The sequence below is a fragment of the Corynebacterium minutissimum genome, from assembly GCF_016889765.1.
Classification (GTDB): domain Bacteria; phylum Actinomycetota; class Actinomycetes; order Mycobacteriales; family Mycobacteriaceae; genus Corynebacterium; species Corynebacterium minutissimum_B.
This window is the reverse complement of record NZ_CP069533.1, coordinates 1600245-1625075: the sequence shown is the minus strand read 5'-3', so window position 1 is coordinate 1625075 and position 24831 is coordinate 1600245. Positions and strand designations below refer to the sequence as shown.

29 protein-coding genes are annotated in these 24831 nt (G+C 61.4%); 14 read left to right on the top strand and 15 right to left on the bottom strand.

Annotated elements, in window-relative coordinates:
* Window positions 1-75 precede the first annotated feature (75 nt).
* From I6J26_RS07510 to I6J26_RS07490, 5 genes are read left to right on the top strand one after another with little or no spacing between them, the layout of a single operon-like run.
* On the top strand, window positions 76-1002 hold the full coding sequence (locus tag I6J26_RS07510) for a metal ABC transporter substrate-binding protein (protein WP_070537502.1): 927 nt from the start codon (window positions 76-78) through the stop codon (window positions 1000-1002).
* A complete protein-coding gene (locus I6J26_RS07505) occupies window positions 1002-1712 on the top strand; it encodes a metal ABC transporter ATP-binding protein (protein WP_010189751.1) in 711 nt (236 codons plus the stop codon). The genes I6J26_RS07510 and I6J26_RS07505 overlap by 1 nt, the downstream gene beginning before the upstream one ends.
* A complete protein-coding gene (locus tag I6J26_RS07500) occupies window positions 1709-2563 on the top strand; it encodes a metal ABC transporter permease (protein ID WP_010189752.1) in 855 nt (284 codons plus the stop codon). Before I6J26_RS07505 ends, I6J26_RS07500 begins: the two co-directional genes overlap by 4 nt.
* Window positions 2560-3414 (top strand): metal ABC transporter permease, encoded by an 855-nt coding sequence (locus I6J26_RS07495; protein ID WP_010189755.1) that lies wholly within the window; start codon window positions 2560-2562, stop codon window positions 3412-3414. Before I6J26_RS07500 ends, I6J26_RS07495 begins: the two co-directional genes overlap by 4 nt.
* Before the next feature lie 5 nt (window positions 3415-3419).
* A complete protein-coding gene (locus I6J26_RS07490; RefSeq protein ID WP_070537503.1) occupies window positions 3420-4304 on the top strand; it encodes a 1,4-dihydroxy-2-naphthoate polyprenyltransferase in 885 nt (294 codons plus the stop codon).
* Here the strand turns inward: I6J26_RS07490 and I6J26_RS07485 are convergent.
* Window positions 4301-4642, bottom strand: coding sequence for a DUF4229 domain-containing protein (locus I6J26_RS07485; protein WP_070537504.1), 342 nt, complete (start codon window positions 4640-4642; stop codon window positions 4301-4303). The genes I6J26_RS07490 and I6J26_RS07485 overlap by 4 nt on opposite strands.
* A 43-nt stretch (window positions 4643-4685) precedes the next feature.
* Between I6J26_RS07485 and I6J26_RS07480 the strand changes: the two genes are divergently transcribed.
* Complete coding sequence (locus tag I6J26_RS07480) at window positions 4686-4976, top strand: hypothetical protein (protein WP_115021119.1); 291 nt, start codon at window positions 4686-4688, stop codon at window positions 4974-4976.
* On the opposite strand, the gene I6J26_RS07475 is transcribed toward I6J26_RS07480, so the two are convergent.
* The 7 genes from I6J26_RS07475 to hemL all read right to left on the bottom strand — a co-directional run bounded on the left by I6J26_RS07475 (window position 4973) and on the right by hemL (window position 11418).
* The gene (locus tag I6J26_RS07475) at window positions 4973-5239 is read right to left on the bottom strand and encodes a helix-turn-helix domain-containing protein (RefSeq protein WP_070537506.1); all 267 of its coding nucleotides are present in this window, start codon (window positions 5237-5239) and stop codon (window positions 4973-4975) included. The two genes, I6J26_RS07480 and I6J26_RS07475, sit on opposite strands and share 4 nt — an antisense overlap.
* A complete protein-coding gene (gene ccsB / locus I6J26_RS07470) occupies window positions 5240-6256 on the bottom strand; it encodes a c-type cytochrome biogenesis protein CcsB (protein ID WP_115021118.1) in 1017 nt (338 codons plus the stop codon). It lies immediately after the preceding gene.
* A 125-nt stretch (window positions 6257-6381) separates the two neighbouring features.
* Entirely contained in the window at window positions 6382-8013 is a 1632-nt protein-coding gene (locus I6J26_RS07465) for a cytochrome c biogenesis protein ResB (protein ID WP_115021117.1), read from the bottom strand.
* A 12-nt stretch (window positions 8014-8025) separates the two neighbouring features.
* On the bottom strand, window positions 8026-8844 hold the full coding sequence (locus I6J26_RS07460; protein ID WP_115021116.1) for a cytochrome c biogenesis CcdA family protein: 819 nt from the start codon (window positions 8842-8844) through the stop codon (window positions 8026-8028).
* Window positions 8841-9440, bottom strand: coding sequence for a TlpA disulfide reductase family protein (locus I6J26_RS07455; RefSeq protein WP_115021115.1), 600 nt, complete (start codon window positions 9438-9440; stop codon window positions 8841-8843). The genes I6J26_RS07460 and I6J26_RS07455 overlap by 4 nt, the downstream gene beginning before the upstream one ends.
* Entirely contained in the window at window positions 9440-10048 is a 609-nt protein-coding gene (locus I6J26_RS07450) for a histidine phosphatase family protein (RefSeq protein ID WP_115021114.1), read from the bottom strand. The genes I6J26_RS07455 and I6J26_RS07450 overlap by 1 nt, the downstream gene beginning before the upstream one ends.
* Window positions 10049-10080: 32 nt before the next feature.
* On the bottom strand, window positions 10081-11418 hold the full coding sequence (gene hemL, locus I6J26_RS07445) for a glutamate-1-semialdehyde 2,1-aminomutase (RefSeq protein WP_115021113.1): 1338 nt from the start codon (window positions 11416-11418) through the stop codon (window positions 10081-10083).
* Between the two features lie 204 nt (window positions 11419-11622).
* Between hemL and I6J26_RS07440 the strand changes: the two genes are divergently transcribed.
* The 4 genes from I6J26_RS07440 (at window position 11623) to I6J26_RS07425 (ending at window position 15842) form a co-directional block, all read left to right on the top strand.
* Window positions 11623-12129 (top strand): hypothetical protein, encoded by a 507-nt coding sequence (locus tag I6J26_RS07440; RefSeq protein ID WP_115021112.1) that lies wholly within the window; start codon window positions 11623-11625, stop codon window positions 12127-12129.
* A gap of 142 nt (window positions 12130-12271) precedes the next feature.
* Window positions 12272-13879, top strand: coding sequence for an HlyD family efflux transporter periplasmic adaptor subunit (locus I6J26_RS07435; protein ID WP_115021111.1), 1608 nt, complete (start codon window positions 12272-12274; stop codon window positions 13877-13879).
* Window positions 13876-14550 carry an ABC transporter ATP-binding protein gene (locus tag I6J26_RS07430; RefSeq protein ID WP_115021110.1) on the top strand — a complete coding sequence of 225 codons (675 nt, stop codon included), beginning with the start codon at window positions 13876-13878 and terminating at the stop codon, window positions 14548-14550. Before I6J26_RS07435 ends, I6J26_RS07430 begins: the two co-directional genes overlap by 4 nt.
* Window positions 14547-15842 (top strand): ABC transporter permease, encoded by a 1296-nt coding sequence (locus I6J26_RS07425; protein ID WP_115021109.1) that lies wholly within the window; start codon window positions 14547-14549, stop codon window positions 15840-15842. The genes I6J26_RS07430 and I6J26_RS07425 overlap by 4 nt, the downstream gene beginning before the upstream one ends.
* 33 nt (window positions 15843-15875) lie before the next feature.
* Here the strand turns inward: I6J26_RS07425 and I6J26_RS07420 are convergent, their stop codons facing one another.
* A complete protein-coding gene (locus tag I6J26_RS07420; protein ID WP_115021108.1) occupies window positions 15876-16190 on the bottom strand; it encodes a DMT family transporter in 315 nt (104 codons plus the stop codon).
* 73 nt (window positions 16191-16263) lie between these two features.
* Between I6J26_RS07420 and I6J26_RS07415 the strand changes: the two genes are divergently transcribed.
* Complete coding sequence (locus I6J26_RS07415; RefSeq protein WP_115021107.1) at window positions 16264-17103, top strand: NAD(P)-dependent oxidoreductase; 840 nt, start codon at window positions 16264-16266, stop codon at window positions 17101-17103.
* A 40-nt stretch (window positions 17104-17143) separates the two neighbouring features.
* Here I6J26_RS07415 and I6J26_RS07410 read toward each other — a convergent pair whose 3' ends face one another.
* Together I6J26_RS07410 and I6J26_RS07405 are read right to left on the bottom strand one after the other, a co-directional pair.
* Window positions 17144-17332, bottom strand: coding sequence for a hypothetical protein (locus I6J26_RS07410; RefSeq protein ID WP_126297590.1), 189 nt, complete (start codon window positions 17330-17332; stop codon window positions 17144-17146).
* A gap of 59 nt (window positions 17333-17391) precedes the next feature.
* On the bottom strand, window positions 17392-17529 hold the full coding sequence (locus I6J26_RS07405; protein WP_169744698.1) for a hypothetical protein: 138 nt from the start codon (window positions 17527-17529) through the stop codon (window positions 17392-17394).
* 217 nt (window positions 17530-17746) lie between these two features.
* Between I6J26_RS07405 and I6J26_RS07400 the strand changes: the two genes are divergently transcribed.
* The 3 genes from I6J26_RS07400 to I6J26_RS07390 all read left to right on the top strand — a co-directional run bounded on the left by I6J26_RS07400 (window position 17747) and on the right by I6J26_RS07390 (window position 21045).
* Window positions 17747-18325, top strand: coding sequence for an ABC transporter ATP-binding protein (locus I6J26_RS07400; RefSeq protein WP_115021106.1), 579 nt, complete (start codon window positions 17747-17749; stop codon window positions 18323-18325).
* Window positions 18325-19341, top strand: coding sequence for an ABC transporter permease (locus I6J26_RS07395; RefSeq protein WP_115021105.1), 1017 nt, complete (start codon window positions 18325-18327; stop codon window positions 19339-19341). Before I6J26_RS07400 ends, I6J26_RS07395 begins: the two co-directional genes overlap by 1 nt.
* Window positions 19342-19425: 84 nt before the next feature.
* On the top strand, window positions 19426-21045 hold the full coding sequence (locus I6J26_RS07390) for an ATP-binding cassette domain-containing protein (protein ID WP_239121744.1): 1620 nt from the start codon (window positions 19426-19428) through the stop codon (window positions 21043-21045).
* Between the two features lie 139 nt (window positions 21046-21184).
* Here I6J26_RS07390 and I6J26_RS07385 read toward each other — a convergent pair whose 3' ends face one another.
* Genes I6J26_RS07385 through I6J26_RS07370 form a run of 4 tightly spaced genes read right to left on the bottom strand, consistent with a single transcriptional unit; the run spans window position 21185 to window position 24824 of the window.
* Window positions 21185-22552, bottom strand: a complete 1368-nt coding sequence (locus tag I6J26_RS07385) for a protoporphyrinogen oxidase (protein WP_115021104.1) — start codon at window positions 22550-22552, stop codon at window positions 21185-21187.
* Window positions 22553-23593, bottom strand: a complete 1041-nt coding sequence (gene hemE / locus I6J26_RS07380) for a uroporphyrinogen decarboxylase (protein WP_115021103.1) — start codon at window positions 23591-23593, stop codon at window positions 22553-22555.
* 38 nt (window positions 23594-23631) lie between these two features.
* A complete protein-coding gene (locus I6J26_RS07375) occupies window positions 23632-24129 on the bottom strand; it encodes a tellurium resistance protein TerC (protein ID WP_115021102.1) in 498 nt (165 codons plus the stop codon).
* Entirely contained in the window at window positions 24126-24824 is a 699-nt protein-coding gene (locus tag I6J26_RS07370; RefSeq protein ID WP_239121743.1) for a hypothetical protein, read from the bottom strand. Before I6J26_RS07370 ends, I6J26_RS07375 begins: the two co-directional genes overlap by 4 nt.
* Window positions 24825-24831: the final 7 nt, after the last annotated feature.

Genomic DNA, 24831 nt, shown 5'->3' with positions numbered 1-24831 from the left:
AGGTTTCAGCACTTATGCTCTTTCAAGTTCAATCTGTTGAACATCGACATTCACTTTTAATAAGAGAGGTTTCCTGTGAAGAAAATTATTGCCCTTCCCCTCGCTTCCCTCGTGGTCGCAAGCACGCTGAGCGCCTGCACCAGCAGCGACTCCACCGAAGCCCAGGACGACAATCTGACGATCTTCGCCACGACCGGTTACTTGGCTGATGCGGCCGCCAATATCGCCCCGGACGCCGACATCACCACCATGGTCGGCCCCGGCGGCGATCCACACACATACCAGCCCACCACGCGCGATATTGAAAAGATGCAGGACGCCGACCTCGTCCTCTGGAATGGCCTTCACCTCGAGGCGCAAATGGTGGACCAGCTCTCCTCCCTCGGTGAGAAGCAGCTAGCAGTTGGCGAACAACTCGATACTGCCGACCTCCTGCCGTGGCCCGAGCAAGGTGACAAGGGCGAAAAACTCTACGACCCGCACATCTGGAATAGCCCCGAGCTGTGGAGCCAGGTCGTCGATCACATCGGCACCAAACTCGGCGAAATCGACTCTGACAATGCCGAAGACTATGCCGCGGCCGCCGATGCTTATGAAGACAAGATTGCAGCCGCGCACGACAAGGCCGCTAAGGAACTCGAAAGCGCCTCCCCGCGTGTTCTCATCACCGGCCATGACGCCTTCAACTACTTCGGCAAGACCTTCGACTTTGAAGTCCAAGCCACCGACTTCGTGACCACCGAAGCCACCAAGTCCGCCACTGAGATCTCCGAGCTCGCGGATACCATCGCGGAGAAGAAGGTCCCCGTTATCTTCCAAGATAACCAGGCGAACCCACAGGCCATCACTTCTCTCAAGGAAGCCGTAGAAACCCGCAACTGGACAGTCACCATCTCGGATGAAGAGCTCTTTGCCGATACCCTCGGCCCGGAAGCCCCAACCGATACCTACCTCGGAGCCTTCGAACATAACGCTAGCGCCGTGGCGAAAGCACTAAGCTAATGCTCAGCGTAGGAAACCTCACCGCCGGCTATCCCCGCACGCCGGTGCTTCACGACGCCTCCTTCACCCTCACCCCCGCGACTATCACCGGGCTGGTGGGTGCGAACGGGTCGGGAAAGTCTACTCTGGTCCGCACGCTGGTAGGGCTCCTTCCGCCTCTAGCCTGCGGGTCGATGACCTTCGATGGCGTCGATCTGGCACATTTTCGGCAGCGTCTCGGATATATGCCACAACATGCGGATATCGACTGGAATTACCCTGCCACCGCCTTCGACATCGCCCTGATGGGCCGCACCGCCGGGCTGCGCTGGTGGCAGTGGCCCAGCCGCGCTGACAAAGACGCCGCTCACGCCGCGCTTTCCCGCACCGGAATGCAGGCACACGCGCAGCTGCCGATTTCCGCCCTGTCTGGTGGTCAGCGCCAGCGCGTGTTGTTGGCGCGCACGCTCGTTAGCGAGCCGGAATTCATCATCCTCGACGAGCCCTTCGCTGGTGTCGATGCCGCGAGTCAGCGCGCCATCATGGATGTACTCAAGGAACTGCGCGAGAACGGCGTGACCATCCTGCTGGTGCATCACAACCTGGCGGAGGTCGCCGACTTTTGCGATGAGGTCCTCATGGTCGGCCACGGCCGGCTCATTGCTGCTGGCCCCACCGAGCAGGTACTTACCGAGTCCGCCATTGCCGACATGTTTTCCCTGCCATCATGAACCCACTCGAGCTTCTTCAGAACTACACCTATACCCAGGCACTCCTGGGCACCGTGCTCATCGGTGGCTGCGCTGGCGCGCTAGGCCCACTGGTATATGTTCGCCGCACCAGCCTGCTGGCCGATGCCATCTCGCATTCTTCCCTGCCTGGACTGCTCACCGCCTTCCTCGTGGCCACCGCCATTGGCTGGGACGGGCGAAATGTCTGGCTTCTTTCTTGCGGCGCCCTGCTCACCGGAACCCTCGCGGTGGGGTGCATTCACCTCATCCCGCGGTTAACTCCCCTGGGGCAAACCACTGCGATGGCGGCCACGCTAACCACATTTTTCTCGGTGGGAATGCTGCTCATGCAGTATATTTCCCGCCGACCATTGCCTGGCAAGGCCGGAATCCAGGATTATTTGCTGGGAAATGCCTCCACGCTCACTCGCGCGGATGTACGGTCCACACTCATCATCGGTGGCTGCGTGCTGCTTTTTCTTTTCCTCATTCACACCCGGCAGGCCGCAGTCACTTTTGATTCAAGTTTTGCCCAGGTAGCCGGCATCCGCACCTCGTTCCTCAACGCGGCTAGTTTCTTCGCCCTCACCGCCATCACGGTGCTCGGCGTCAAAGTCGTCGGCGTAGTGCTCATGGTCGCCGTGGTCATCAGCCCTGCCGCCGCTGCCCGCCCCTGGACCACGCGCTTGCTACCTTTCATCGCGCTCTCCGGGTTCTTCGGCGCGGCCACCGCTGCTCTCGGCTGCTATGTCTCCATTGCGCACGGCCCGCTGCCCACCGGTCCGGTCATCGTCCTGGCTCAGGCGGCGCTCGTCACTATCAGCCTCACCAGTAGAAAGCTAGCCTCATGACCCTCGCCGCGACCGCTTGTCTCCTTGCCGTTCTGACGGCCTTGGCCTGTGCTATCCCCGGCACCTTTGTTGTCCTCAAAGGCCAGGCCATGCTTATCGACGGCATCGGCCATGCCGTCCTTCCCGGAATTGCCGTCGGCTACCTCTTTACCGCAGATCTAGATTCACCCATCTTGCTCGTTACCGCGGCCGCTGGCGCCTTGGTGGTGGCGTTGGGAACTGACGCACTACAGCGCAGCCCGCTGGTGACTGCTGATTCCGCCCTCGGATTGGTCTTTCCCGCCCTGTTTGCCGCCGGAGTCATCCTGATTTCTACGCACATGAGCCACGTGCACCTTGATGTCCACGCCGTTCTCGTCGGTGATCTCAACCTCGCGGCCTTCTCCAATCCCAACTATTGCTACATCATGGCCGCAGTGCTGGGTATCAATGCTCTCTTCCTCGCCCTTACACTGCCGCGTTTATCCGCCACGACTTTTGACGCCGATTTTTGTGCCGCACGCGGGGTGCCCACGCGCGTTCTTCACATCATATTTATGACCGTGGTTGCCTGCACCGCCACCGCCGCCTTTCACGCTGCCGGTGCCATGCTGGTCATCGCTCTCATGGTATTCCCGACGATGACCGCGCGGCTGCTTACTCAGCGCGTGCCCACGCTGGTGTTGACCGCCTGTGGCGTTGCCGCTATCAGCGCGGTCGTGGGATTTTGGGTTGCCTATGTCCTTGACGCGGCTACCTCTGCCGCAATGACAGTCACCAATGCCGTTATTTTCGTTGCAGTGCTCATCATCTACCGCTTTCGCCAACGCACCAGCTCATTGCCGCAGCACACCACACCAGTGGCACAATAGTGAGCATGTCTGCCTATTCCGCCACTCCTGCCGATTGGCTCCAGGGTGCTCGCCCGCACACCTGGGCCAATGCCTTTGCTCCCGTTATCGCTGGTACCGGTGCCGCTGCCGCGGCCCACGGCCTGCACTGGGGCCGGGCGTTGCTGGCGCTCATCGTGGCCTGGGCGCTTATCATCGGCGTGAATTACGCCAACGATTACTCCGATGGCATCCGCGGCACCGATGATGACCGCACCGGCCCCCAGCGGCTTACCGGGGGCGGGCTGGCCAAACCACAGCACGTCAAGTTCGCCGCTTTCGCTTGCTTCGGCGTGGCCGCCATCGCGGGCATCTCACTGTCGCTGGCCGCCAACGCAGCCTGGTTCATCCTCGTCGGCGCCGTGTGCATCGCCGGCGCGTGGTTCTACACCGGCGGCAAGAACCCTTATGGCTACCGCGGGTTTGGGGAAATCGCCATCTTCATCTTCTTCGGACTCGTCGCGGTTCTCGGCACCGAATTCACGCAAGCCGGCCGTATCACGTGGACCGGCCTGGCATTGGCCGTGGGCATTGGCGGCATGAGCTCCGCGGTGAACTTGGCCAACAATATCCGTGACATCCCTTCCGATACAGCCGCCGGAAAGATCACTCTGGCCGTGCGCTTGGGTGATAAGAAATCCCGCACGCTGTTTATGACGCTGCTCCTGCTCCCGGTACTTCTTACCGTGGGCCTGGCTTTTGATTCCTGGGCAGCGCTGGCCTCCCTGCTGTACTTCCCCCTCGCACTAGGCGCTATCCGCACCGTCAACCGCGGTGCGCGCGGGCCCAAACTCATCCCGGTGCTCGGCATGACTGGCCGCGCAATGCTGGTGTGGGCAATCATTAACGCCCTCGCGTTGGCATTGGTTTAGCGGCCAGCCAGTTCTGCCTGCACCCACTCCTTGTGGGCCTTGCGCTGTGCGGAATACTCCGCCAAAGTCTGAGTAGCTTCCACGCGCCACGAGGAGAAAATCAGCATCGACAGCGGCAGCGCCACGAACAACGCCAACAGGGCCGACACCAGCACGGGGATGGCCACGCCAATAGCCATAGCCAGCAGCTGAATCACCACGGTCAGCAGGATAAAGAGCACCAGGCGGGCGGCACCATACTTCCACAAGGCTATGCGTGAGCGGCGCTTGAGTTCCGGGTCTGGTTGAGGAGGCTCAGGGATGTGGGACTCGTTGGGCATGTTGTCTGTCTGGCTCATCATTCTCACTTCTGCTTCGCGGGCATTCCGTAGAATACAACGCATGGGTCGTTTGATACTACTAGTCCTGTTTATCCTCGCGGCACTTCTCGTGTGGAAGGCATTTGGGCCATCCAGCTGGAAGAATAAGGCACAGCAGCAACAGCAGCCGCAGCGCCCCGCAATCAAGGGCCCCGATGATGACGAAGAGTTCCTCTGGAACTTGGAAAAGCAGCGCTTCAAAGAGCGCCGCGCGAAAGAGCGCGAGGCACAGCGCAAAGAAGAAGAGCGCCGCCGGCGCTCACCCAAGCCCCAGAAGCCGGAAGACCCTGACGCCACCGGGGAAGAAAACTAGTTCTTTGGTGTCTTAGGCGTAAACGTCATCTCCAGGTCGAGGGCCTCCGCCACCGCCGCAATCTTTTCCCAGCGCACACCGGAGCCGCCGTGCTCGATGGTGTGCAAGGTAGAGCGCGACAGACCGGCTTTCTCAGCTAACTCCTGCTGGAGGATGCCTAACTCGCGGCGTCGCTCAGCAAAGACATCACCTAAAGCAATGAGCTGCGGATTATCGCCGGCCGGTTTGCCCTGTTTGTGCCGGGGTTTATGTGTATCCGCCATTTAGTTCAGCCCCGCGTAGGAGTGCAGGCCGGAGACAACCATGTTGATGAAGAACAGGTTGAAGACCATCAACAGCATCGCCGCGATGTTGAGGTACGGGGCGGCCTTGCGGAACGCCGGGGTGGCGCGGGCATGCAGGTAGGCAGCGTAGAGGATCCAGGTGGCGAAGGAGACAGTTTCCTTCGGGTCCCAACCCCAGTAGCGGCCCCAGGCAGACTCCGCCCAAATCGCGCCCAGCACAATACCCAAGCCCAGAGTCGGCAAAGTCACCACACCTAGGCGGTAAGCCAGCTGATCCAACTTCTTTGCGGAGGGCAGCGGGCGGGCAATCGCGCCGAAGAAGCCATGTTCGCTTCCCTTGCCCTGGTGTACGCGCAGCACGCTGAGCAGGGAGGCAATACCGGAAACGATGCCGATGGAGGCACCAAGCGAGACCACGGTGACGTGGATGGGCAGCCAGTGTGACTGCAGCGCCGGAACGACGGGCGCGGACTCCGCATACAGCTTCGTGGAGCCGTAGAACATGAGCGCCAGGATCGGGGTCAGCAGCCATGGCCACAGGGTGCGCCACTCCTTGCGCTGCATCGCGATGGTCGCCACCACCATGACGCCGGCAGTCACCATGAGCACGTACTCGTAGAGGTTGCCAAACGGGAATCGGCTGGTGGCCAAGCCGCGCAGCACGATGGCGGCCAAGTGCAGTGCGATGCCCAGCCACAGCAGCATCTGCGTCATTCCGCCGAGCTTGTCCGCCTTCTCCTGCTTCTTGGCAAGGTCGGCGTCCTCGCTAAAGCCGGCCGAGGGGGCGTCGCCAAGCACCGCGTCCCCTGCCGGGCCGCCGACAGTAGCCAGTTCGCGTTGCTGGGCCACGGCGGCAGAACGCGCACGCAGTCCTTCAATGATGCTCTGCATGCGGCCGTAGTAGACCAAGGACAACACCAGCGCGAGGGCGTAGATGACGAACGCGGTCTGGACGGCGATGTCGGAGAAGTTGGACAGATTCTGATCAATCTGCATGGATGAGAAACCTTGCCTTCACAGTGCTCAAGAAAGTGCTCACTCAACGGAGAGATGAATAGTGCTCATAAGGCTACCCCTCTTACCTGACAGTATCCAACTTTTGACTGATAGGTTGCTCACCTTTAGTCGGCGGAGTACAGCACGTCTTCCTCAACCTCATCCGGATCCGGCAGCTCGAGAAGCTCGCGGTGCAACGCGTAGAACTCTTCAGACCAGCCGGCGCGGTCGGTGCGCGCAAGGCCACCCATCTCAATATCGGTGCCACCATCAGCTGCCGGGCGGATACGTACCCACACGCGGCGGCGCTTAATCACCAAAGAACCAACGAGGGAGACCAACATAATGAGCGAGGACACCAGAACCCATCCCTGGAAGGGGTCATAGGAAATCTGGTAGTTCGCAAACTCGGAGGCACCGTCGAAGCTGATCCTCGTACCGTCATCGAGCGTGACTGACTCGCCCTGTGTGAGGTTGACGCGGTCAATCTTCTGCAGCTGGCCCGACTGGAGCAGACTCGGGTCAAGGGAGAAGAAGCTCTGGGGACGGCCCGTGTCCAGGCCGGCATCGCCGCGATAGATATCGATAGCCACGGCCGGATCATTCATTGCCGGGAAGGAAGACTGCAGGAGTTTTCCGTTTTCGCCCGACCACTCAGCAGTAGGGGCAAAAAGTCCTTGGATGGCGATCTGGTTTTGGCGGCGCTCATACAAGTCCGGGTACATGCCCGCGGGTGGGTCGAAGCGCATCGCGCCCGAGGACAAGAAGTAGGTCATGTCGTTGGGCTGGAATTGGATGGTCTGCGTGCGCTTTTCACCATTGGGCCACTCCACCGTCATCGTCGGCGCAAAACCGTGGCCCTGGAGATAGACGCGGTTGCTCTCAATGCGCAGCGGGTGGTTGACCTGGAGCTGGTAGTCCTCCCACGTTTTCGGGTCGGTAAAAATATCGTCACCAGCAGCATAGGACACGTTGGAGGTAAACATTTCCGCCTGGCCATTCGGCAGGTAGTCCGCGGTGAAGTCGTGGGCGAGGAAGCAGAAGGGGTGGAGCCCGGTGCCGTCGAAAAGCGGGCCCGCACGGAAGGAGTCATACACAGAGGTAGAGGTATTACAGAACTCCGTGGACTGCGTCTGTTCTTGGGTCTCGCCGCGTGAGTTCTTCTCCGTCACCACAATGACTTGGCCTTCGTAGGTGACCAGACGGCCGGCCGCCATGGTGAGCAGGATGGCCACGAGCGCAATGTGGAAGATGAGGTTGCACAGCTCACGGGCATAGCCACGCTCAGCGGAGAAAGACTGGGCGCCAGCGCGGTCCTGCTCCGCAGACACCTCCGAGACGCGCCACTTCTTCAGCATGGTCGTCGTCGCCGCGGCGATCTCCTCCGGGGACTTCTCTGAGTGCCCGGTAGCGTTGAGCGGCATCTTCTCCAGGTACTTTGGCGCACGCGTGGGCGGCGTCTTCCAGGCCTTGTAGTGATCCCAGGAGCGCGGGATGATGCAGCCCACCAGAGAAATCATGAGCAGAACGTAGATGGCCTGGAACCAGACGGAGGAGAAAACATCGAAAAGCTGCAGCTTGTCGTAGATCTCCGCCACCTTGCCGTTGGTTGCGATGAAGTCATCGACGTTGGACTCATTGAGCGAGCGCTGCGGCAGGAGGGATCCTGGAATCGCGGCGATGGCCAGCAGGAAGAGCAGCGCCAGTGCGGTGCGCATGCTGGTCAGCCAGTGCCAGGCCTTGCGGATGTACCTCACGAAAATCTCTCCTTAAATCAGCGTCGTGCCGTTGGACTCAGACCATGACACAGTCCACTGGCGAATGGCGTTGATAAAGCTCTCCCACAGGCCAGTCAGCAAGGCTAGGCCCACGAGGATCATGGCGATGCCACCGACAATCTGGATGGCACGGGAGTGTTTGCGCATCCAGGAAATGGTGCGCATGGCTTTGGCTGAACCAAGTGCCACGAGTAGGAAGGGCAGGCCCAGGCCCAGGCAGTATCCAATTATGAGGATGGTGCCGCGCAGCGCCGTCGTGCCCTCAGTGCCTGCAGACACGGAGAGGATGGCGGCCAGCGTGGGCCCTAGGCAGGGAGTCCAGCCCAGCGCAAACACTCCTCCGAGCAGCGGCGCTCCGAGCCAGGTGGTCCAGCGCTTCGGCGCCATGCGCGTGTCTTTTTGCAGCACCGGCACCACGCCCATGAACACCACGCCCATGAGGATGGTGATGATGCCGCCAGCGCGCATAAGAATGTCCGCGTTGAGCGTCAGCGCCGAGATGGCACCGAAGACGGACACCGTGGCGAGCACAAAGACGACGGTAAAGCCCAGCACAAACAGTGCTGCGGCAGCGACGACGGCCCATTGCCTGCGCTTGCCGACGCCCACCCCCAACTCCTCGTCATAACTCACCTCACCGCCGACCACGGAGGCGAGGTAAGACATGTAGCCGGGCACGAGGGGAATCACGCAGGGCGAGGCAAAAGACACCAAACCCGCCGCGGCAGCGGCCAGAATTCCTAGAAGTAGAGGGCCGGCTGCGGCGGCGTCGGCAAAGCTCTGCTCTACCCCATCGGCGGCAAGGATCACTGTTCCTTCTCCAGCTCGTCGACGACCTCGAGAACCTTATCCTCCGTAATCTCGGTCAGAAAAACTGCCGCCGGGCGGTGCTGCTTATCCAACACGACGGTGGTGGGCACCACGGACGTCGGTACACCACCGAGGGCGGCGGCCGTCTTGAAGGGCGGATCGTAAATAGACGGATACTCTAGGCCGTTATCAGCCATGAAGTCCCGGGAAATCTCCGGGTTAAAGTCCTTCACGTTGATGCCCAACACGGTGCCAATGTCACGTTTTTGCAGCTCCGAGTGGATGGCCTGGAGATCATCCGATTCGGAACGGCACGGCGCGCACCACTGGCCCCAGGAGTTGAGCACGACAATCTGGTCCTTGAAATCAGATAGGCGAATCGTCGTGGACTCATCCCGCAGATCCTCACCGGAGAAATCCTTCAGCGGTTTGCGGTCAGCTTCGTCGTAACGAATGGTGGTCTGACCACCGGGAGAGATGAACTGGAAGGTACCGCCGGAGGCCACTGCGTTCTGCGAATTCTCCTCGCTCTGCGAGCAACCCGCAAGCGCCAGCGCGGCCACGACTACTGCGGCACCAATCTTGAGGCCCCGCATTAGATGTCCTGCGCAGGAGAAGAATAGAAGATGTCCACGATCTCGCGGTCGCGGTAAACCAGCGAGGTCACCGACGCCAAGTCGCACTCCCGGTCCCAGGGCGCATGTGCCAGGCGCTTGCCCAATACAGTGCGCTGGACCATCACGATGGGCAGCTGGTGAGACACCACGATGGCCTCATGGCCCTCAGCCTTGGTGCGGGCGCGCTCGGCGGCATCCATCATGCGCGCGGCAATCTGCTCGAAAGGCTCGCCCCAGGAGGGCTTGAGCGGGTTGACCATGAGCGGCCAGCGCTGCGGGTTCCACAGCTGCGAGTTCCAGCCCTTGGTGCGCAGGCCCTCGAAGCGGTTGCCGGATTCGATGACGCCCTTGTCGACGTCCACCTCAAGCCCTGTCACCTTCGCAATCGGTTGCGCAGTTTCCTGCGCGCGCTGCAGCGGCGATGCTGCCAGGTAGGTGACGTCGTGGCCTTCGAAGGCCTGCGCGGTGCGCGCTGCCATGGAATGTCCGCGGGAGGATAGGTGGTATCCCGGGATGCGTCCGTAGAGGATCTTGTCCGGGTTGTAGACCTCGCCGTGGCGGACGAAGTGGACGATAGTGGTGGACATAAGCCTGGTGGTATCCCCTCGTAGTGGTTGATTTACTGCGGGCGCTGCGCGCTCGCGGCAGCCTGGGCGGCCGGCGTCAGCGCGGCCTCGATTACCTCAAAATCATTGTCCGTGAGCGCATCGGACACAAACCACGTCTCAAAAGCTGACGGCGGAACGTAGACGCCGCCCTCCAGAAGAGCATGGAAGAAGGGTGCGAAACGCCAGGTATCGGCCGCCTGCATGTCGGCGAAGTTGTGGCCTTGGCCCTCCGCAAAGCGAATGGAGAACATCGACTCTGCTCGCTGAATGTGGTGCGCCACGCCGGCGGCATCGAGTGCCGCCGTTATCAGGCCGGTGAGGCGGTCAGCATTAGCCTGCAGGCGCGGGTACAGCTCTTCGTTGGCCAACTCCAAAGACGCCAGGCCGGAGGCCATGGCGACCGGGTTTCCGGAAAGGGTTCCTGCCTGGTAGACGGGGCCCGCCGGTGCCAGCGATGCCATGACATCAGCGCGGCCGCCGAAGGCAGCGGCCGGCAGACCACCGGAGACCACCTTGCCGAAGGTCACCAAGTCACCAGCCACGCCATCGACACCGAACCAGCCCTTGTGGGAGGTGCGGAAGCCCGTCATGACTTCGTCGAGAATAAGCAGGGCGCCGTCCGCATGCGCGATCTCCTTGAGTGCCGCATTAAACCCCTCCTCCGGGGCAACGGTGCCCATGTTGCCGGCAGCTGCCTCGGCGATGATGCAGGCAATCTCTCCTGGATGCGCGGCGAAAGCCTCGCGGACGGCATCTAGATCGTTGTACGGGACGACGATGGTGTCAGCAGCAGAGGCACCAGTCACGCCCGGGGAATCCGGCAGCGCAAATGTCGCCACGCCGGAGCCTGCCGACGCCAACAACGCATCCACATGACCGTGGTAGCAGCCTTCAAACTTCAAGACCTTCGCGCGGCCAGTAAAACCTCGGGCCAGGCGCACAGCAGACATCGTTGCCTCGGTACCGGAGTTCACCAGGCGAACCTGCTCGGCGGCAGTGCGCTCCACGATGCGCTCCGCCAGCAGCGTCTCGCCCTCGGTCGGGGCGCCAAAGGAAAGGCCATCGGCAGCGGCCTTCTGCACTGCCTCCACGATGGCGGGGTGAGCATTGCCGTGAATCATCGGGCCATAGGAACTCACCAAGTCGACATATTCGTTGCCATCGATATCCCACAAACGGGACCCCTCGCCGCGGGCGATAACGCGAGCTTGGCCGCCCACGGAGCCGAAGGCGCGAACCGGGGAATTCACACCGCCTGGGGTGACCTTGGTGGCGCGGTCAAACCACTGGGCGGACTGAGTCGTATTCTGGGAGGAATTCTGCTGGCTAGAGTTAGGCATAGCCCACATTGTATCGGTTTTAGCCCTATACAAAAGTTTGAGTCCCTGCCAGTAGTTATCCCTCCACCCAGACGCTTCATCCTGTCGCGGTCCTGTTCTCATCCTGCAGCGTTACCCCAGTACCGCTATGCTGGCAGCACAACCACATTCTTATGACTCGTCCTTCGCACAGGGGGTGCGCTGCGGACGAGCCTTACACCGAGGGGGATCCACATGGCCACGCGCCGCATTCTCATTGTTCTTGCCTGCCTTCCACTCGCTTCCTGCGCTACTGCGCAAACGGAATCCACTGAGCCAGCCCAGCCCACGTCCACTGCTGGCCATTCACCGGCCGCTGGAATTGCCACAGATTCTTGGCAGCCGGGTGCTGCGCCCCAACCCGTCACACGCTTCGGCGACACCACTTCCGTAGCGCCAACGCCTGATGACGTCGAGGAGCAACCCGCACCGCCAGCAGCCGAGCCGCTAGTCGAGACACCAGCCGCAGCACCTTCGCCTACCCACGTGCCTTCGCCACAGGTGGCCACCGTCACCGTTCATGCACCGGCTCCGCGTCCCGCGCCACCGCAGCGCCGCAAGCCCAAACTAGAGCTCCCCGAGCCGCCGCGCGTACCGACATCTTTCCCTATCCCGCCAGAAGTTCAGGATGGCCTTGACCAGCTCCCCAAGCTGCCGCCTCTGCCCAAGGCAGAGGATGTTTACATCGACGTACCTTTCTAAACGCCACTACACCGCATAACCCACAAACCTCTAGGGGTATACCCTGATCTACCTCCGATATTCCCCCTCCAGGCATGACAAGGGGCGCTTTCTAGAGTTAACCTGAATCCAGTTTTATTCACGGCGTAAAGGTTAGGAATTCATGAACAAGAAAGCTCTCGGCATCACAGCAGGAGCCCTCGCGGCGGTTCTCCTCGCCGGCGGTGGTGGCTACTACGCGCTCACCAGTGGTTCCTCTGATATCCAGTTGACTGCTGCCGACGTCACCACTGCGGCCAAAGAGGACCTCATCAGCTCGGTGTCCGCAACCGGCACGGTAGCTGCTGAACGCGAGCTTTCCCTGACCACCTCGCTCACGGGGCCTATCCAGTCCCTCGACGCCAAGGTCGGCGACCGCGTCGACGCCCAGCAACTGCTTGGACGGATGGACACCACCGACACCGAGCGCGAGCTCGAAGCCCAGCGCACAGCACAAGAGGCAAGCAAACTGGAATCCGTCCACCAGATTGAGGACGCCCAGCTGCAGCTGCGCCAACTGCAAGACTCCCTCGACCAAGGCCTCAACCCTGAGGTCAACAGCGCCCAGTCCGCCGTCAATTCGGCGCAGACCGAGTACGCCGAAGCGCAGAAAAAGCTCGATGAAGCCCTCGCCACCAAGGGCGACCGCCCCGAAGTTGCGGAAGCCCGCGCTGCCGTGGACCAAGCACGCACTGGGGTGCGCGATGCCGAGTCGAAGTCCTTCCAGGCAGCACTCGCTTCCATTGGCACTGCCGCTGAAGACCCTTCTGGCGTTCAGACCGCCAGTGCCATCTTGAGCTACCTCGACTCTGATGAGGCCGTGTCAGAAGCCGAGCGCCAACTGAAGGACACCGAAGACTCCTACCACCGCGTCCTCCGCGGCATCGACCGCGAGCTCGGCGAGCAACAGCGCGCCACCTCGGCCTCCTACCAGGCAGTGTCGGATGCCGAACGTGCACTGCAGGCCAGCAACCTGGCCATTGAGCAGCAAATCGCCTCCCAATCCCAAGCGGTGAATCATGCGGTGGAAACGGCGGCGTCGGCAAGCGCCAGCAACGCCAAGGAAAATGGGCCACTCGAATACAGGCTCTCCCAGGCCGATCTGCGCTCCCCGTTGGCTGGTGTCATCACCGCCGTCAACGGTGAAGCCGGCATGCCCGCTGAGGGTCCCATCCTCACCGTGGCGGATGATTCCACACTCCTGGTGAAATCCACCGTCAAGGAAGGCGACATCGCCCAGATCAAGGTCGGCGACGAAGTCACGTTCACCACGCCGTCGAGCCCCGGCAAGGAATACAAGGGAAAGGTCACCTTCATCTCCCCCACCGCTGAGCAGCCCATGGCCGCTGAATCCGGCGCTGGGTCCTCCGGCAGCGGTGGCGGTGGCGGCTCGTCCAAGCCCGAATTCCCCGTGGATATCCGCGTCGAAGGTAACCGCGAGGGCCTGCGCCTAGGCTCCACCACGAAGGCCAAGATCATCACGGAACAAAACAAGAACGCCATCACCGTGCCGTTGTCCGCCATCTTTGAGGACAACGGAAAGAAGTCCGTCCTCGTTGTGGAGAATGGCGAAATCCACGCCCGCACGGTCACCGTAGCTACCGAGTCGGCCTTCGCCGCCGCTATCGCCTCCGGCGTGAAGGAAGGCGATACCGTCATCACCCAGGCCGATATGTACAAAGACATGGTCGGCCAGGCAGCCTCCGTCGCCGGCGCGGATGAGAACGCATGAGCCGCCTCATTGAGATGCGGGGCATTGTCAAACGCTTCAACGAGGGCCTCGATAGCGAGTTGACCGTCATCCCCGGCCTAGATTTCTCAGTAGACGAAGGTGAGTTCGTGGCCGTGGTGGGCCAGTCTGGTTCCGGTAAGTCCACGCTCATGAACATCATCGGCCTGCTCGACCGCCCCACCGCCGGCGCGTACCACCTGGCTGGCGTGGATGCACTGGCGCTTGGCGACGACAAACTGGCCTCCTTCCGCGGCCAAAAAATCGGTTTCATCTTCCAGAATTTCAACCTGATCGGCCGTATGTCCGCGCTGAAGAACGTGGAGATGCCCATGGTTTATGCAGGTGTTTCCACCCACGAACGCACCCAGCGGGCACAGAACCTCCTGGAGATGGTCGGCATGAGCGACCGTATGAACCACCTGCCTAATGAGCTCTCCGGTGGTCAGAAGCAGCGCGTGGCTGTAGCCCGCGCCTTGGCCAACCAGCCGGAGATTCTGCTCGCAGACGAGCCCACCGGCGCGCTCGATTCGCAGACGGGACGCATGGTCATGGACTTGTTCCACGAACTGCACCGCACACATGGAAAAACCATCTTGTTCATTACCCACAACCCGGAATTGGCTGATGAGTGCAGCCGCACCGTCACGATGAAGGACGGTGTTCTGTCATGAATTTCGCTGAATCCACCAAGATGGCGCTGACCAGCCTGCGCACCAACAAGATGCGCTCGGCACTGACGCTCTTGGGCGTCATCATTGGTATTGCCGCGGTCATCGCCATCGTCACGCTCGGCCACTCCCTACAAGCCTCGGTTCAAAAAGACTTGGACAAGGTGGGCGCCAATAACTTCACCGTCCAGGTCAAGGAGCGCCCGGAGGAAGGCGAAGAGGAAGAGGCCGATGATCCTTTTATGGGCGGCGGCTTTGTCGAAGACGAGTCCTCGATGCTCACCCCCGACATGCTGGACCGCGCTAAAGAGGTCATGGGGGATCAGATCGCCGGTATCAATATCGGCGAGTACAACTCTTATTCCGGCGCGTTCGTCGCCGAAGGCGACGAACAAGAGGAGACCGCCAACCTCCTCGTCCGCCCGACCAACCCGGACTATGTCTCCGGCTCGTCCTATTCCATCGTGGCCGGGCGCTTCCTCAGCGAAGACGATATCGATTCCAGCCGGTCAGTAACCATGCTGGATAAAGAAACGGCCACCAAGCTTTTCGACGCTCCTGAAGACGCCATTGGCCAATACGTAAGCTTCGAAACCCACGAGGCCTCCCCGATTGAGCTGGCCGTCATCGGCGTCTTTGAAGAGCCTCAGACCGGACCTCTGGTGGGCGGCGGCCCCAGCCAAACCGCCTTCGTTCCTTACCCGCTGGAGGCCGAGTTCTCCGATTCCCCGGGTGCTGGCACCGCCTTCAGCCAAGTCACCGTTCGCGGCAACCCGGATTTGGACAAGGCCGCGGTGGCTAGCAACCTGCAGCGCGTCTTCGATAGCTACTACAAGGACAACCCCGACTACATGGTGAAGGTGACCGACTTCAGCGATGACCTCGCGTCCCTCAACCAGATCTTCACCACGATGAGCTTGGTTCTCGCAGCCATCGGCGGTATCTCACTGCTCGTCGGCGGCATCGGCGTGATGAACATTATGCTTATCACCGTCACGGAGCGCACCCGTGAGATTGGCATCCGCAAGGCGCTTGGTGCACGCCGCCGCGATATCCGCATCCAGTTCATCACTGAGGCCATCGTGGTCTGCCTCATCGGCGGTCTCATCGGCATCGCCATCGGCACCGCCGCCGGCATGGCGGGCGCGGCCGCCATCGGCTCACTCGTGGCACCACCGCTCTGGGCAGTCATCCTCTCGCTGCTCTTCTCGCTGGCTATTGGCCTCTTCTTCGGCTACTACCCCGCGGGCAAGGCCGCGAAGCTGGACCCGATTGAGGCGCTGCGCTACGAATAAGTACCGCGTCGTCGTCTCACTCGACGACGCCTCCTAATGCACCACCTTCAGCCCCATAATTCCGCCAATAATCATGGCCAAGAACAACAGCTTCCACACCGTGGCTGCCTCCTGCCCCGTGGCGAGTGAGTAAACCACGGTAACGACCGCGCCCACACCTGCCCACACCGCATAAGCTGTGCCCACGGGAATGAACTTCATGGCCCAACCCAAACCACCCATGGAGATGGCGCAGGCAACGAAGAAGATGACCGACGGCCACAGGCGGCTGAAGCCTTCCGATTTATCTAGCGCCGCCGCCCACACAGCTTCGAAGGCCCCGGAGAAAATCAACACAAACCACGCCATTTCTCAGCCTTCCTCGTCCGGGGCTCGCAGGAATCGCGGCGAGCCTGACCACAATGATGGCACACTGGGCGGCATGAAGATTGCATTCCTGGGTACTGGCCGCATGGGTACCGAGCTCGCCCGACACCTCCTCGACCACCATGAGCTCACCGTTTGGAACCGCACCGCTGAGCGCGCACAACCGCTAGTTGACGCCGGCGCCGCTCTTGCTGATTCCCCTTCCGCCGCCGTAGAGGGCGCAGAGGTCATCATCACCTCTCTCTTCGGCCCGGATGACATCCGCGAGCAAATCATCGAGACCGAACTCATCCCCGAAGGGGTTACGTGGATCGACACCACGACCATCTCCCCCGATGCCGCCCGTGAATTCGCCGCCGCGGTCGACTCTTATGTCCACGCGCCCGTCGTCGGTTCGCTAGGCCCGGCGCGCGAGGGCAAGCTCGGTGTCTACGTGGGCACGCCTGACGACGACCGCCGCGAGCTCGCCTTGACCATTGCCGAGCTCTGGGCCGACGAGAACAAGCTCATCGGCGTCGAATCCGCCGCCACCGCGGCAATTGGCAAACTCCTGGCCAACCTAGCCCTCGCCGTCACTGCAGAGGGTCTGCTCGAGGCTCTTCAACTCGGCGAGTCCGAAGGCCTTGATTCTGAGGTCATCCTCGAGATGCTCGACATCACCGGCCTCGCCTTCATGAAGAACATGAAGGGCCCATTCATCACCGGCGAGCGCAACACTACTCCGGGCGACTTCACCGTGGATGCCCTGTGCAAGGACGCCAAGCTCATGGAGATGACCGCCAACAAGCCACTCCCGGCCCTCGCCGCCGTCATTCAGCGCTTTGAGGAGCAGCAGGCCATGGGCCACGGCGACCAAGATTTCTCCTCCATCTTCGTCTTCCGCAACAAGGGATAGCCCAGCAGCTAGGCGACCTGCTTTCCGACGAACTCTTGCTCTACTTCAACGAAGCACGCCGTACACGAGCGATTGCTTCGTCGGCAGATAGTGTCCCTGCGGCTACCTCGCGGCCCAGCTGGCGCACGTACTCATCAGTCACATCGTGGCCTGCCAAACGCATCGCAGCGTCACTCAGCGCTAGCGGATCACGCTCGGGGTCTTCATCTTTTACTAGATTCGGATTCAATACACGACTCCTAACGCGACGAAAAAGCGTTCCTGACGGCACGATAATTGAAGCAATCCCTATTTAACTTGCGCCTTAGCGATAGCAATTGCTTCCTCGACCGTCATGTCTCCTGAAGCGACGGCACGGACAAGCGATTCCTGTTCCGCATCCATATTGTGTCCAGCTAGCAGTGAAACCCCCTTTGCAAAAGTCACGCTTTCCTCAACGCTCTTCTGTTGACTTGCTACCCTTGCCAACTAGGCCCTCCCGAGTTACCAGCTTTAATTGACCTCATTTTAGCAGCTCATAACACCAATCCCAAGGGTGTTTCCCATCTCGAGAAGAACATTCAGGGCGTGCATTTTGCTACACTCAATCAATAAGTTTTCACTATTGTCTTGTCACACAATGTAAGGAGATCGCTGCCCAGCAATGCTTTCCATCGACGCCGATTATGGGCATTCCACGCCCCTTGGACACCTTGAGAAAAACTTTGCCCTAGGCCACATCTATGGCCTCGCTGGCCCCAATGGTTCGGGTAAGTCCACGTTGCTCGCAACGCTCGGCGGGGAGCTTGCGCCTCTCGATGGAACAGTGGAGTGGGACGGTCACCCCATCGGCACGAAGGAACAGCCGGGCGCTGTGATTACGGTGGCCGAGCCGGTTTTCCTCCCCGACCTCACCGTGGGCGAGCACCTGGACTTGATGGGAAAGGCGACAGGGGTGGACGTCGCCAAGCTCTGCGAACTCTGGGCACTTGAGTCTCTCCTTCCCCACCCTGCCTCGCGCCTTTCCTCGGGCCAACGCCAGCGCGTCTTCCTAGCCGCGCAGCTATACCAGCCGGCGCGTGCTTTGCTTATCGACGAGCCCGAGCGCCACCTCGACGCCGCCTGGACCGAGTTCCTCGCCAGCGAATTGCGCTACCTAGCCGACGAGGAGAATCGCTGCATCGTCGTGGCCTCACATTCCGACACCATCACCCAGGCCTGCGACGAGGTGGTGCAGCTGTGATGCGCGCTCTATCTCGACTGGGCGACGGTATCTGGTACCTCATTCTCGCCGGCATCGTCATCGGCTTCGGCTACACAGGATGGCACGAGCTCAGCGCAGTTCTACCTGCCATCCCGGCGCGCATCACGCTGACTGGTATCGCTCCGATTGCCGGCATCGTGGGACTGCTCGCGCTCATGGTGCTCACCGAAGTTCTCTATCCCCTGCGCGCGCTATCCCGGGAGCGTTGGGTGTACGTTGATCGCCCGCGCGGCAAGCTCCGTGGTACGGACTGGATCACATGGACGCAGCTGATCGGCTTCGGGATCTTGGGCCTCGGCATCTGCGTGTCCACCGAGCTATCCCCGTGGTTCGCGCTGGTAGTCCCGGCCCTGCGTTTTGCCGTGGGGTGGCGCTCGTTCACGCTGGCTTCGCTTCTCAGCGCTGGGCGCACGCGCCTAGTCGGCGGTTCTGGCCTGGGCCTTCTCGATTCGGAAGTCACCTCTGATGCCATTGCGAGCCAGTCCGCCTGGATTCCTCGTCGCGCCCATGCGCCCTCCACGTTGTCTGGTCTCTTCTTCCGTCGTTTGGGACGACGGTGGTACATCGGCGTCGGTGCGCTCGCGGCCCTCGGCTTGACGTTGGGGCTCGCCCCACAGTTCGGGGCGCTGGCTATGGTCGGCTTCATGTCTGCGTGGGGCATCGTTGGCGCGGCGGTTGGGCGCGCCGCCTCCTTCGGCCGCGTCAACGACGATGCATGGCCAGACTGGGGCCTTCCCCTTATAGCTTCTGTGGGCACGGCACTCCTTGGCGCCGGTATCCTCGCCTTGGTGTGGAAGCTCTCTGCCATCGCAGTGGCGCTCATCATCGCCGGTCTTAGCTGGGCGTCGTTTAAGCGTTCCCGCCCGGCACGGGTAGACAGCATGTCCATGCTGGATAGCGGCGGCTTCGGCGTCTCCTTCTCCCCCGAGGTGCTGCACTACGTTACCCGCGGCGCTCTCGGTCTTGGCGTGGCGGCCCTTGCGCTGGGGCATTAGCCGAGGCTAGTCTTTCGGGCATGAAGATTTTTTCCTAATTCGACGTCACTCTTTTACGCGACTTACTCGAAGGTGGATTTCTTCATGCCTATTTCTTTTTCTCATCTCACCGTCACCTGGCCCGACGGCACCCGCTGTTTCACGGATCTCACCGGCTCGTTTTCCTCGCACTTCACGGGCTTAGTGGGGGCGAATGGTTCCGGAAAATCAACGCTGGCCAAGGTACTTGCAGGCCTCATTGCCCCGACTTCGGGAACGGTATCCGCGGGCTCAGTCAGCTATGTCGACCAGGATTTAGGCCTCCACACGTCTGACACCATCGCCGATGTCTTTGGCGCGACAGAGATCCTCAGCGCCATTGCCCGCATTGAGGCTGGCGAATACTCAGAAGAGCTCGCCGCCGCTGTTGGTGAGCAGTGGGACCTAGCAGAGCGTATTGAAGCAGCTCTCAACGCTGCGGGTATCCCCTTCCCCTTAGAGCGCACCATCGGGACACTGTCAGGCGGTGAAGCCGTGACCGTGGCGCTGACCGCAGCTTTCTTTCGCAAGCCGGATTTCCTGATCCTCGACGAGCCCACCAATAACCTGGACTCCGAATCACGCCAGCGCTTACTCGAGCTCATTCGCACCGCACCGATACCGGTTCTCGTCGTCTCACACGACCGCGAACTCCTCGAGCACGCGGATAGCATTGCGGAGCTCTACCACGGAACTCTGCGCGAGTTCGAGGGAAACTACTCCTCCTACCGCGCAACGATTGATGCCGAGCAGGATTCCGCGCAGGCCAAGGTCCGGGAAACCAAGGCCGAACACCGCAAACAAATTCGCGAGCGCGCCGCCATGCAGACCCGCCTTGCTCGCGATGCCCGCCGCGGCAAGAATTTCGCCAACTCGAAGCGCAAACCCGGCATGGCCATGGGCAATGACAAGAACCGTTCTGAGCGCTCCGCTGCCGGGCGTTCTCAACAGGCCAACGATGCAGTGACTGCCGCCCAGTCGGCGCACGACAAGGCGCAGCGCGCGCTTCGCGACGACACCCATGTCCACATCGACCTCCCCGGCACTGAGCTGCCCGCGGGAACCCGCGTGCTCGTGAGCGATCTGCTCAGCATTACTGGCCCCGAGCGCGTTCGCCTCGCCGGCCCCAACGGCAGCGGCAAGACCACATTTCTCAACCGCGTTGCTCGCGGCGACGTCGAGTACGCGCTGCCCTGCGGGTACATCCGCCAGCGCATCGTCTTGCCTGAAGAGAAATCGGTGTTCGACATCGTCCGGGAGGCCAACCCCAACGCGGACCCGCAATTCCTGCGCGACCAGCTGGCCCAGATGCTCTTCATCAACGACAAGATCCACCAGCCGGTGGGACAGCTTTCCGGTGGCGAGCGCTTCCGCGTCGAAATCGCCCGAGTCCTGCTCAGCGATCCGGCCCCGCGCTTTCTGCTCCTCGACGAGCCGACGAACAACCTCGACATCCCCACCACCGACTGGCTGGTTGAGGTGCTCACGAGCTACCGCGGGGCATTCATTCTGGTCAGCCACGATGAGCACGTGTGCGAGCAGCTAAACCTCACAACGACCGTTTCCATGGATGACTACAACTCGCTCCGCGAAACGGAATATCTTCTGCGTTCCGTTCGCAACGCAGAGCGTCTGCGTGGCTCCATCGACCAGCTGAAAGCATCTGACAAAAGGCATCAACCATAAGGCGTTTTTAAGACTAAAAACGCCTTTTACACATTGCAGATGGCGTTTTCAGGCCCAAAGATGCCTTTTGACAGACGCCATTTGCGGGACGCCCTTCGTGAGGCGCCCTTTGTGAGGCACCACAAGGAGAGACAGCGAGCTAGCTGACAAGCCCCTGCGCAGCGGCTCGGGCATCAGCGATGACGGCGGGCACGCCCACACCGCCTGCCCAGGCGCCGGTGGCGGCGATGCCGGAGACGTCGGCAAGCGCGGCGCGGACAGCAGCGAGCGTAGACAGGTACTTCTCGTCGTAGCGAGGGATACCGCCGAACCAGCGCTGCGTGTAGATCTCTTCCACGCCGGCAGCACGCCCGTCGAAGCCAGTGATCTTTTGCAGGTCATCAAGGGCATAGTCCACGAGATCATCCTCGTCCGCGCGGACAAGTGCGTCATCGCCAAAGCGGCCGAAGGACGCACGCACGAGGAAACCTTCGCGCTCGCCCAAGTGCGGCCACTTGTTAGAGGAAAGCGTGAAGGCCTTAGCACGCAGGTCCGGTTCGTCGGAGGCGACGAGGATGCCGGTGGCGTCGGGAAGCGCGTTGCCCTCTGGGTCCGTGGCGGAAGCAAAGTTGAAGCCGACGACCACGGAGGAGGCCAACTGAATCGTGGATAGGTGTTCAGCGGCCTCCGGAGCTACGGCCTTGAGCAGTCGCGCGGTCGTTGGGGCAGGGGTGGCAAAGAGCACGCGGTCGAAGGGCCCGAGTTCTCCGGGCGCGCCCTTGACCTCAAAGGCATCGCCCTTGCGAGTAACGCCAGAGATGAACGTATCGAGGTGAATCTGCGCGCCGGATTTTTCCGCCAGTGCCTCGTAGAGTTCGGCGTAGCCGCCCTTGAAGGTGCCAAAGACGGAACCCTCAGCGGGGCTGCGGCCAGACTCGATCTGCTTAATCGCAGCAGACAGCGTCACCGGGCCATCCTGCGCCATAGTGTCCAAGGTCGCCGCCAAGTGCGGAAGCGTGGCGCGCAGGCCCAGGTCATCGGCAACGCAGGAGTAGACGCCACCGAGCAGCGCAGACACCACGTGATCGACGACGTCATCGCCGTACTGCTGGCGCACGAGCTTACCGACGGACACATCACCGCCAATCTCCCACTCGAAAGGCTGCTCGTTGGTGATGCGCTCGTTGGTGGCCGCAGAGAAGAAGTCCTGCGGCTGGGACGGAATACCCATGACCCCGCCTTGCGGGAGGAAGTGCAGCTCGCCGCCGGTATACACGCGCGGGCGCAGCTCTGCATTGGGTTCCACGATGGACTCATGTAGGCCCAGCTCGGTGAAGAAATCGACGGCGTCTTGGCGGCGGCGGATAAAGGCTTCCGCGCCCATGTCGGTCGGCCCGCCGTTAAACGGCACGGTGTGCAGTTTTCCTCCGATGCGCTCGGCCGCCTCGAAAACGTAAACCTCGTGGGAACGCAGCTCCCAGGCGGCGCTGAGTCCTGCTAGTCCAGCACCGATGATCGCGATCTTCATTTAGCCCTCCTCGTGGATGATGGCGACGGCGCGGGTGATGGCGTCGGCGTCGGTTGTCGGCAGAACCCCGTGGCCGAGGTTCCAGATATGTCCCTTCACGTCGCCGCGAGCGCGTGCAGAATCGACTTCAGACTTGATGGTACGCACGGCTTGGCGCACAGCGTCGTCGCCAGCAAAGAGCACGGCGGGGTCAAGGTTGCCCTGCAGGATGTCGGCGTTGACGCGGGCAGCCGCCGCGTCCATGATCACGCGGTAGTCCACGCCCATGACCTCGGAGCCGGCCTCCGACATCGCGCCGAGCAATTCCCCCGTGCCCACGCCGAAGTGGATACGCGGCACGCGGCCTTCAGCGGCCTTGAGGATCTGTGCCGAATACGGCAGCACGAATTCGCGGTAATCGCGCTCGTTGAGGTAGCCCGCCCAGGAATCGAAGAGCTGCATGGCGTCAATGCCAGCATCGAGTTGTAGCTCAAGGAAGGCGATGATCGTCGGGGTCAGGCGCTCCATGAGACGGTGCCAGGTGTCCGGCTCGGAATGCATCAGCGCCTTGGTGCGCTCGTGATTCTTCGAGGGCCCACCTTCGATGAGGTAGCTAGCCAGGGTAAAAGGCGCGCCGACGAAGCCGATGAGGGCCTGCTTGTCGGTGAGCTCGTTCAGGATGATCTCGATGCCTTGGCGGACCTCGGGCACGTCAACGTCGAGAACCGGCAGGTTGGCCACGTCCTCCTTGGTGCGCACTGGGGCATCCATGACGGGGCCGCGACCGGGGACGATCTCTACGCCCACGCCCGCTGCCTTGAGCGGGACAACGATATCGCTGAAGAGAATGGCGCCATCAACGTCGTGGCGGCGCACCGGCTGCAGGGTAATCTCCGCCAGCAGCTCTGGCATGAAACAGGAATCCAACATGTCGATTCCCTCGCGAACCTTGCGGTATTCCGGCAAGGAACGACCCGCCTGGCGCATAAACCAGACGGGCGGGCGGGACGGGGTACGGCCGGAAGCGGCCTCAATAAGCGGCGCGGCAGACAGTCGAGACATACCGTCCATTATGAATCAAAAGTTGGAGCCGACGCTAATTACGACCGCTCAGCACGGCGGGCCTTGATGAAGGCCGTGGATTCTGGATGGAAGAGGAAGTACATCCCCACCATGAGCACCAAAGGAATAATCAGCAACGCCATTCCACCCACACCGGCGATGAGCGCAGCCACACTAACGAACATGGCATAGACCGACACTGCCGTGATGATGCGGCGAGCCCATACCCAGCCACTAGCCAGTTGCGCAGAGCACGCCGCGATAACCACCGCGCTGACGATATGAGAGATGGCGGCAAAGCGGGTATTGAAGCGGATATAGTCCACCTGCTCCATGCTCAAGTCCGGGTTGTTGATCCGGGAATAAGAACCAAACAGGCCCACCATGCCAGCGGTGAGCATAACGACGGCTCCGACAACGAAGAGCCAATAGGCAATGCGCAGCTGCGAGGGCCACGAGGAATAGTCCTGATCGCCCTTCTTCTTTTTCCGGCGAGGGCTGCGGTTATAGTCCGCGGGGCCTGGGCGATCGGTCATGGGCGGTCGTCCTTTGAATTCTTCTTGTCGGTGTTCTTATCTTTGTCTTTATTTTTGTCTTTATCGCGCTGCGCCTGGTTATCCAAGCGGCGTTGCTCTTCCATTTCCTTGCGCATCTGGCGCATCTGCTCCATCTCGCCGGTGTATTCCAGAACCTCTTCCTTAGTGGAGAACATGAGGCCCATGATGGCGGCTACGCCAACGAGAATCTGCACGGCACCATCGACCACAAACAGCCAATCCGGCACGTTCGCCCCAGCCGGGCTGCTGAGAAAGACGATGAGCACGCGGAAGCCAAAATAAAGGGAAAAAGCAAACCAGAGGCGCCGACCAGTACCGGCGGCCTTAGCGTTGCTGTTGATCATCCACAGCATGATGCCCAACAGCACCACGATGGCCAGGGAAATCAGCGAGCTCAACACCAGCGAGCCGTAGCCCACGATCTGGACGAAAGAATCCGTCATCTCCTGCCCGGAGCGCTCCGCGGCTGATTCCGCGGTGCTACGGGCCTGAGCGAAAAGCTCATCGCGGTTGAGCAGCGTCAGGGTAATGCTCAGGACGAGGTGCACTGCCTCGAGAATCAAAGCAACATTCCACACCTTCAGCATGAGGGAGACTGCCTCGGCGCGCTTGGGTTTCTTGGCGGCCCCGTCCTGCGGCTTGTCAGACGGCGCGGTATTCGGGCTGAGCGTCACGACTCTC

Excerpts from the sequence above, each read along its gene's own strand:
- hemE (WP_115021103.1), bottom strand. The coding sequence starts at position 23,593 with ATGTCTCGACTGTCTGCCGCGCCGCTTATTGAGGCCGCTTCCGGCCGT.
- I6J26_RS07415 (WP_115021107.1), top strand. The coding sequence starts at position 16,264 with ATGAAGATTGCATTCCTGGGTACTGGCCGCATGGGTACCGAGCTCGCC.
- ccsB (WP_115021118.1), bottom strand. The coding sequence starts at position 6,256 with ATGCAGATTGATCAGAATCTGTCCAACTTCTCCGACATCGCCGTCCAG.
- I6J26_RS07480 (WP_115021119.1), top strand. The coding sequence starts at position 4,686 with ATGGGTCGTTTGATACTACTAGTCCTGTTTATCCTCGCGGCACTTCTC.
- I6J26_RS07390 (WP_239121744.1), top strand. The coding sequence starts at position 19,426 with ATGCCTATTTCTTTTTCTCATCTCACCGTCACCTGGCCCGACGGCACC.
- I6J26_RS07400 (WP_115021106.1), top strand. The coding sequence starts at position 17,747 with ATGCTTTCCATCGACGCCGATTATGGGCATTCCACGCCCCTTGGACAC.
- I6J26_RS07425 (WP_115021109.1), top strand. The coding sequence starts at position 14,547 with ATGAATTTCGCTGAATCCACCAAGATGGCGCTGACCAGCCTGCGCACC.
- I6J26_RS07455 (WP_115021115.1), bottom strand. The coding sequence starts at position 9,440 with ATGCGGGGCCTCAAGATTGGTGCCGCAGTAGTCGTGGCCGCGCTGGCG.
- I6J26_RS07385 (WP_115021104.1), bottom strand. The coding sequence starts at position 22,552 with ATGAAGATCGCGATCATCGGTGCTGGACTAGCAGGACTCAGCGCCGCC.
- I6J26_RS07420 (WP_115021108.1), bottom strand. The coding sequence starts at position 16,190 with ATGGCGTGGTTTGTGTTGATTTTCTCCGGGGCCTTCGAAGCTGTGTGG.
- I6J26_RS07375 (WP_115021102.1), bottom strand. The coding sequence starts at position 24,129 with ATGACCGATCGCCCAGGCCCCGCGGACTATAACCGCAGCCCTCGCCGG.
- I6J26_RS07450 (WP_115021114.1), bottom strand. The coding sequence starts at position 10,048 with ATGTCCACCACTATCGTCCACTTCGTCCGCCACGGCGAGGTCTACAAC.
- I6J26_RS07440 (WP_115021112.1), top strand. The coding sequence starts at position 11,623 with ATGGCCACGCGCCGCATTCTCATTGTTCTTGCCTGCCTTCCACTCGCT.
- hemL (WP_115021113.1), bottom strand. The coding sequence starts at position 11,418 with ATGTGGGCTATGCCTAACTCTAGCCAGCAGAATTCCTCCCAGAATACG.
- I6J26_RS07485 (WP_070537504.1), bottom strand. The coding sequence starts at position 4,642 with ATGAGCCAGACAGACAACATGCCCAACGAGTCCCACATCCCTGAGCCT.
- I6J26_RS07430 (WP_115021110.1), top strand. The coding sequence starts at position 13,876 with ATGAGCCGCCTCATTGAGATGCGGGGCATTGTCAAACGCTTCAACGAG.
- I6J26_RS07490 (WP_070537503.1), top strand. The coding sequence starts at position 3,420 with ATGTCTGCCTATTCCGCCACTCCTGCCGATTGGCTCCAGGGTGCTCGC.
- I6J26_RS07395 (WP_115021105.1), top strand. The coding sequence starts at position 18,325 with ATGCGCGCTCTATCTCGACTGGGCGACGGTATCTGGTACCTCATTCTC.
- I6J26_RS07435 (WP_115021111.1), top strand. The coding sequence starts at position 12,272 with ATGAACAAGAAAGCTCTCGGCATCACAGCAGGAGCCCTCGCGGCGGTT.
- I6J26_RS07495 (WP_010189755.1), top strand. The coding sequence starts at position 2,560 with ATGACCCTCGCCGCGACCGCTTGTCTCCTTGCCGTTCTGACGGCCTTG.
- I6J26_RS07475 (WP_070537506.1), bottom strand. The coding sequence starts at position 5,239 with ATGGCGGATACACATAAACCCCGGCACAAACAGGGCAAACCGGCCGGC.
- I6J26_RS07505 (WP_010189751.1), top strand. The coding sequence starts at position 1,002 with ATGCTCAGCGTAGGAAACCTCACCGCCGGCTATCCCCGCACGCCGGTG.
- I6J26_RS07500 (WP_010189752.1), top strand. The coding sequence starts at position 1,709 with ATGAACCCACTCGAGCTTCTTCAGAACTACACCTATACCCAGGCACTC.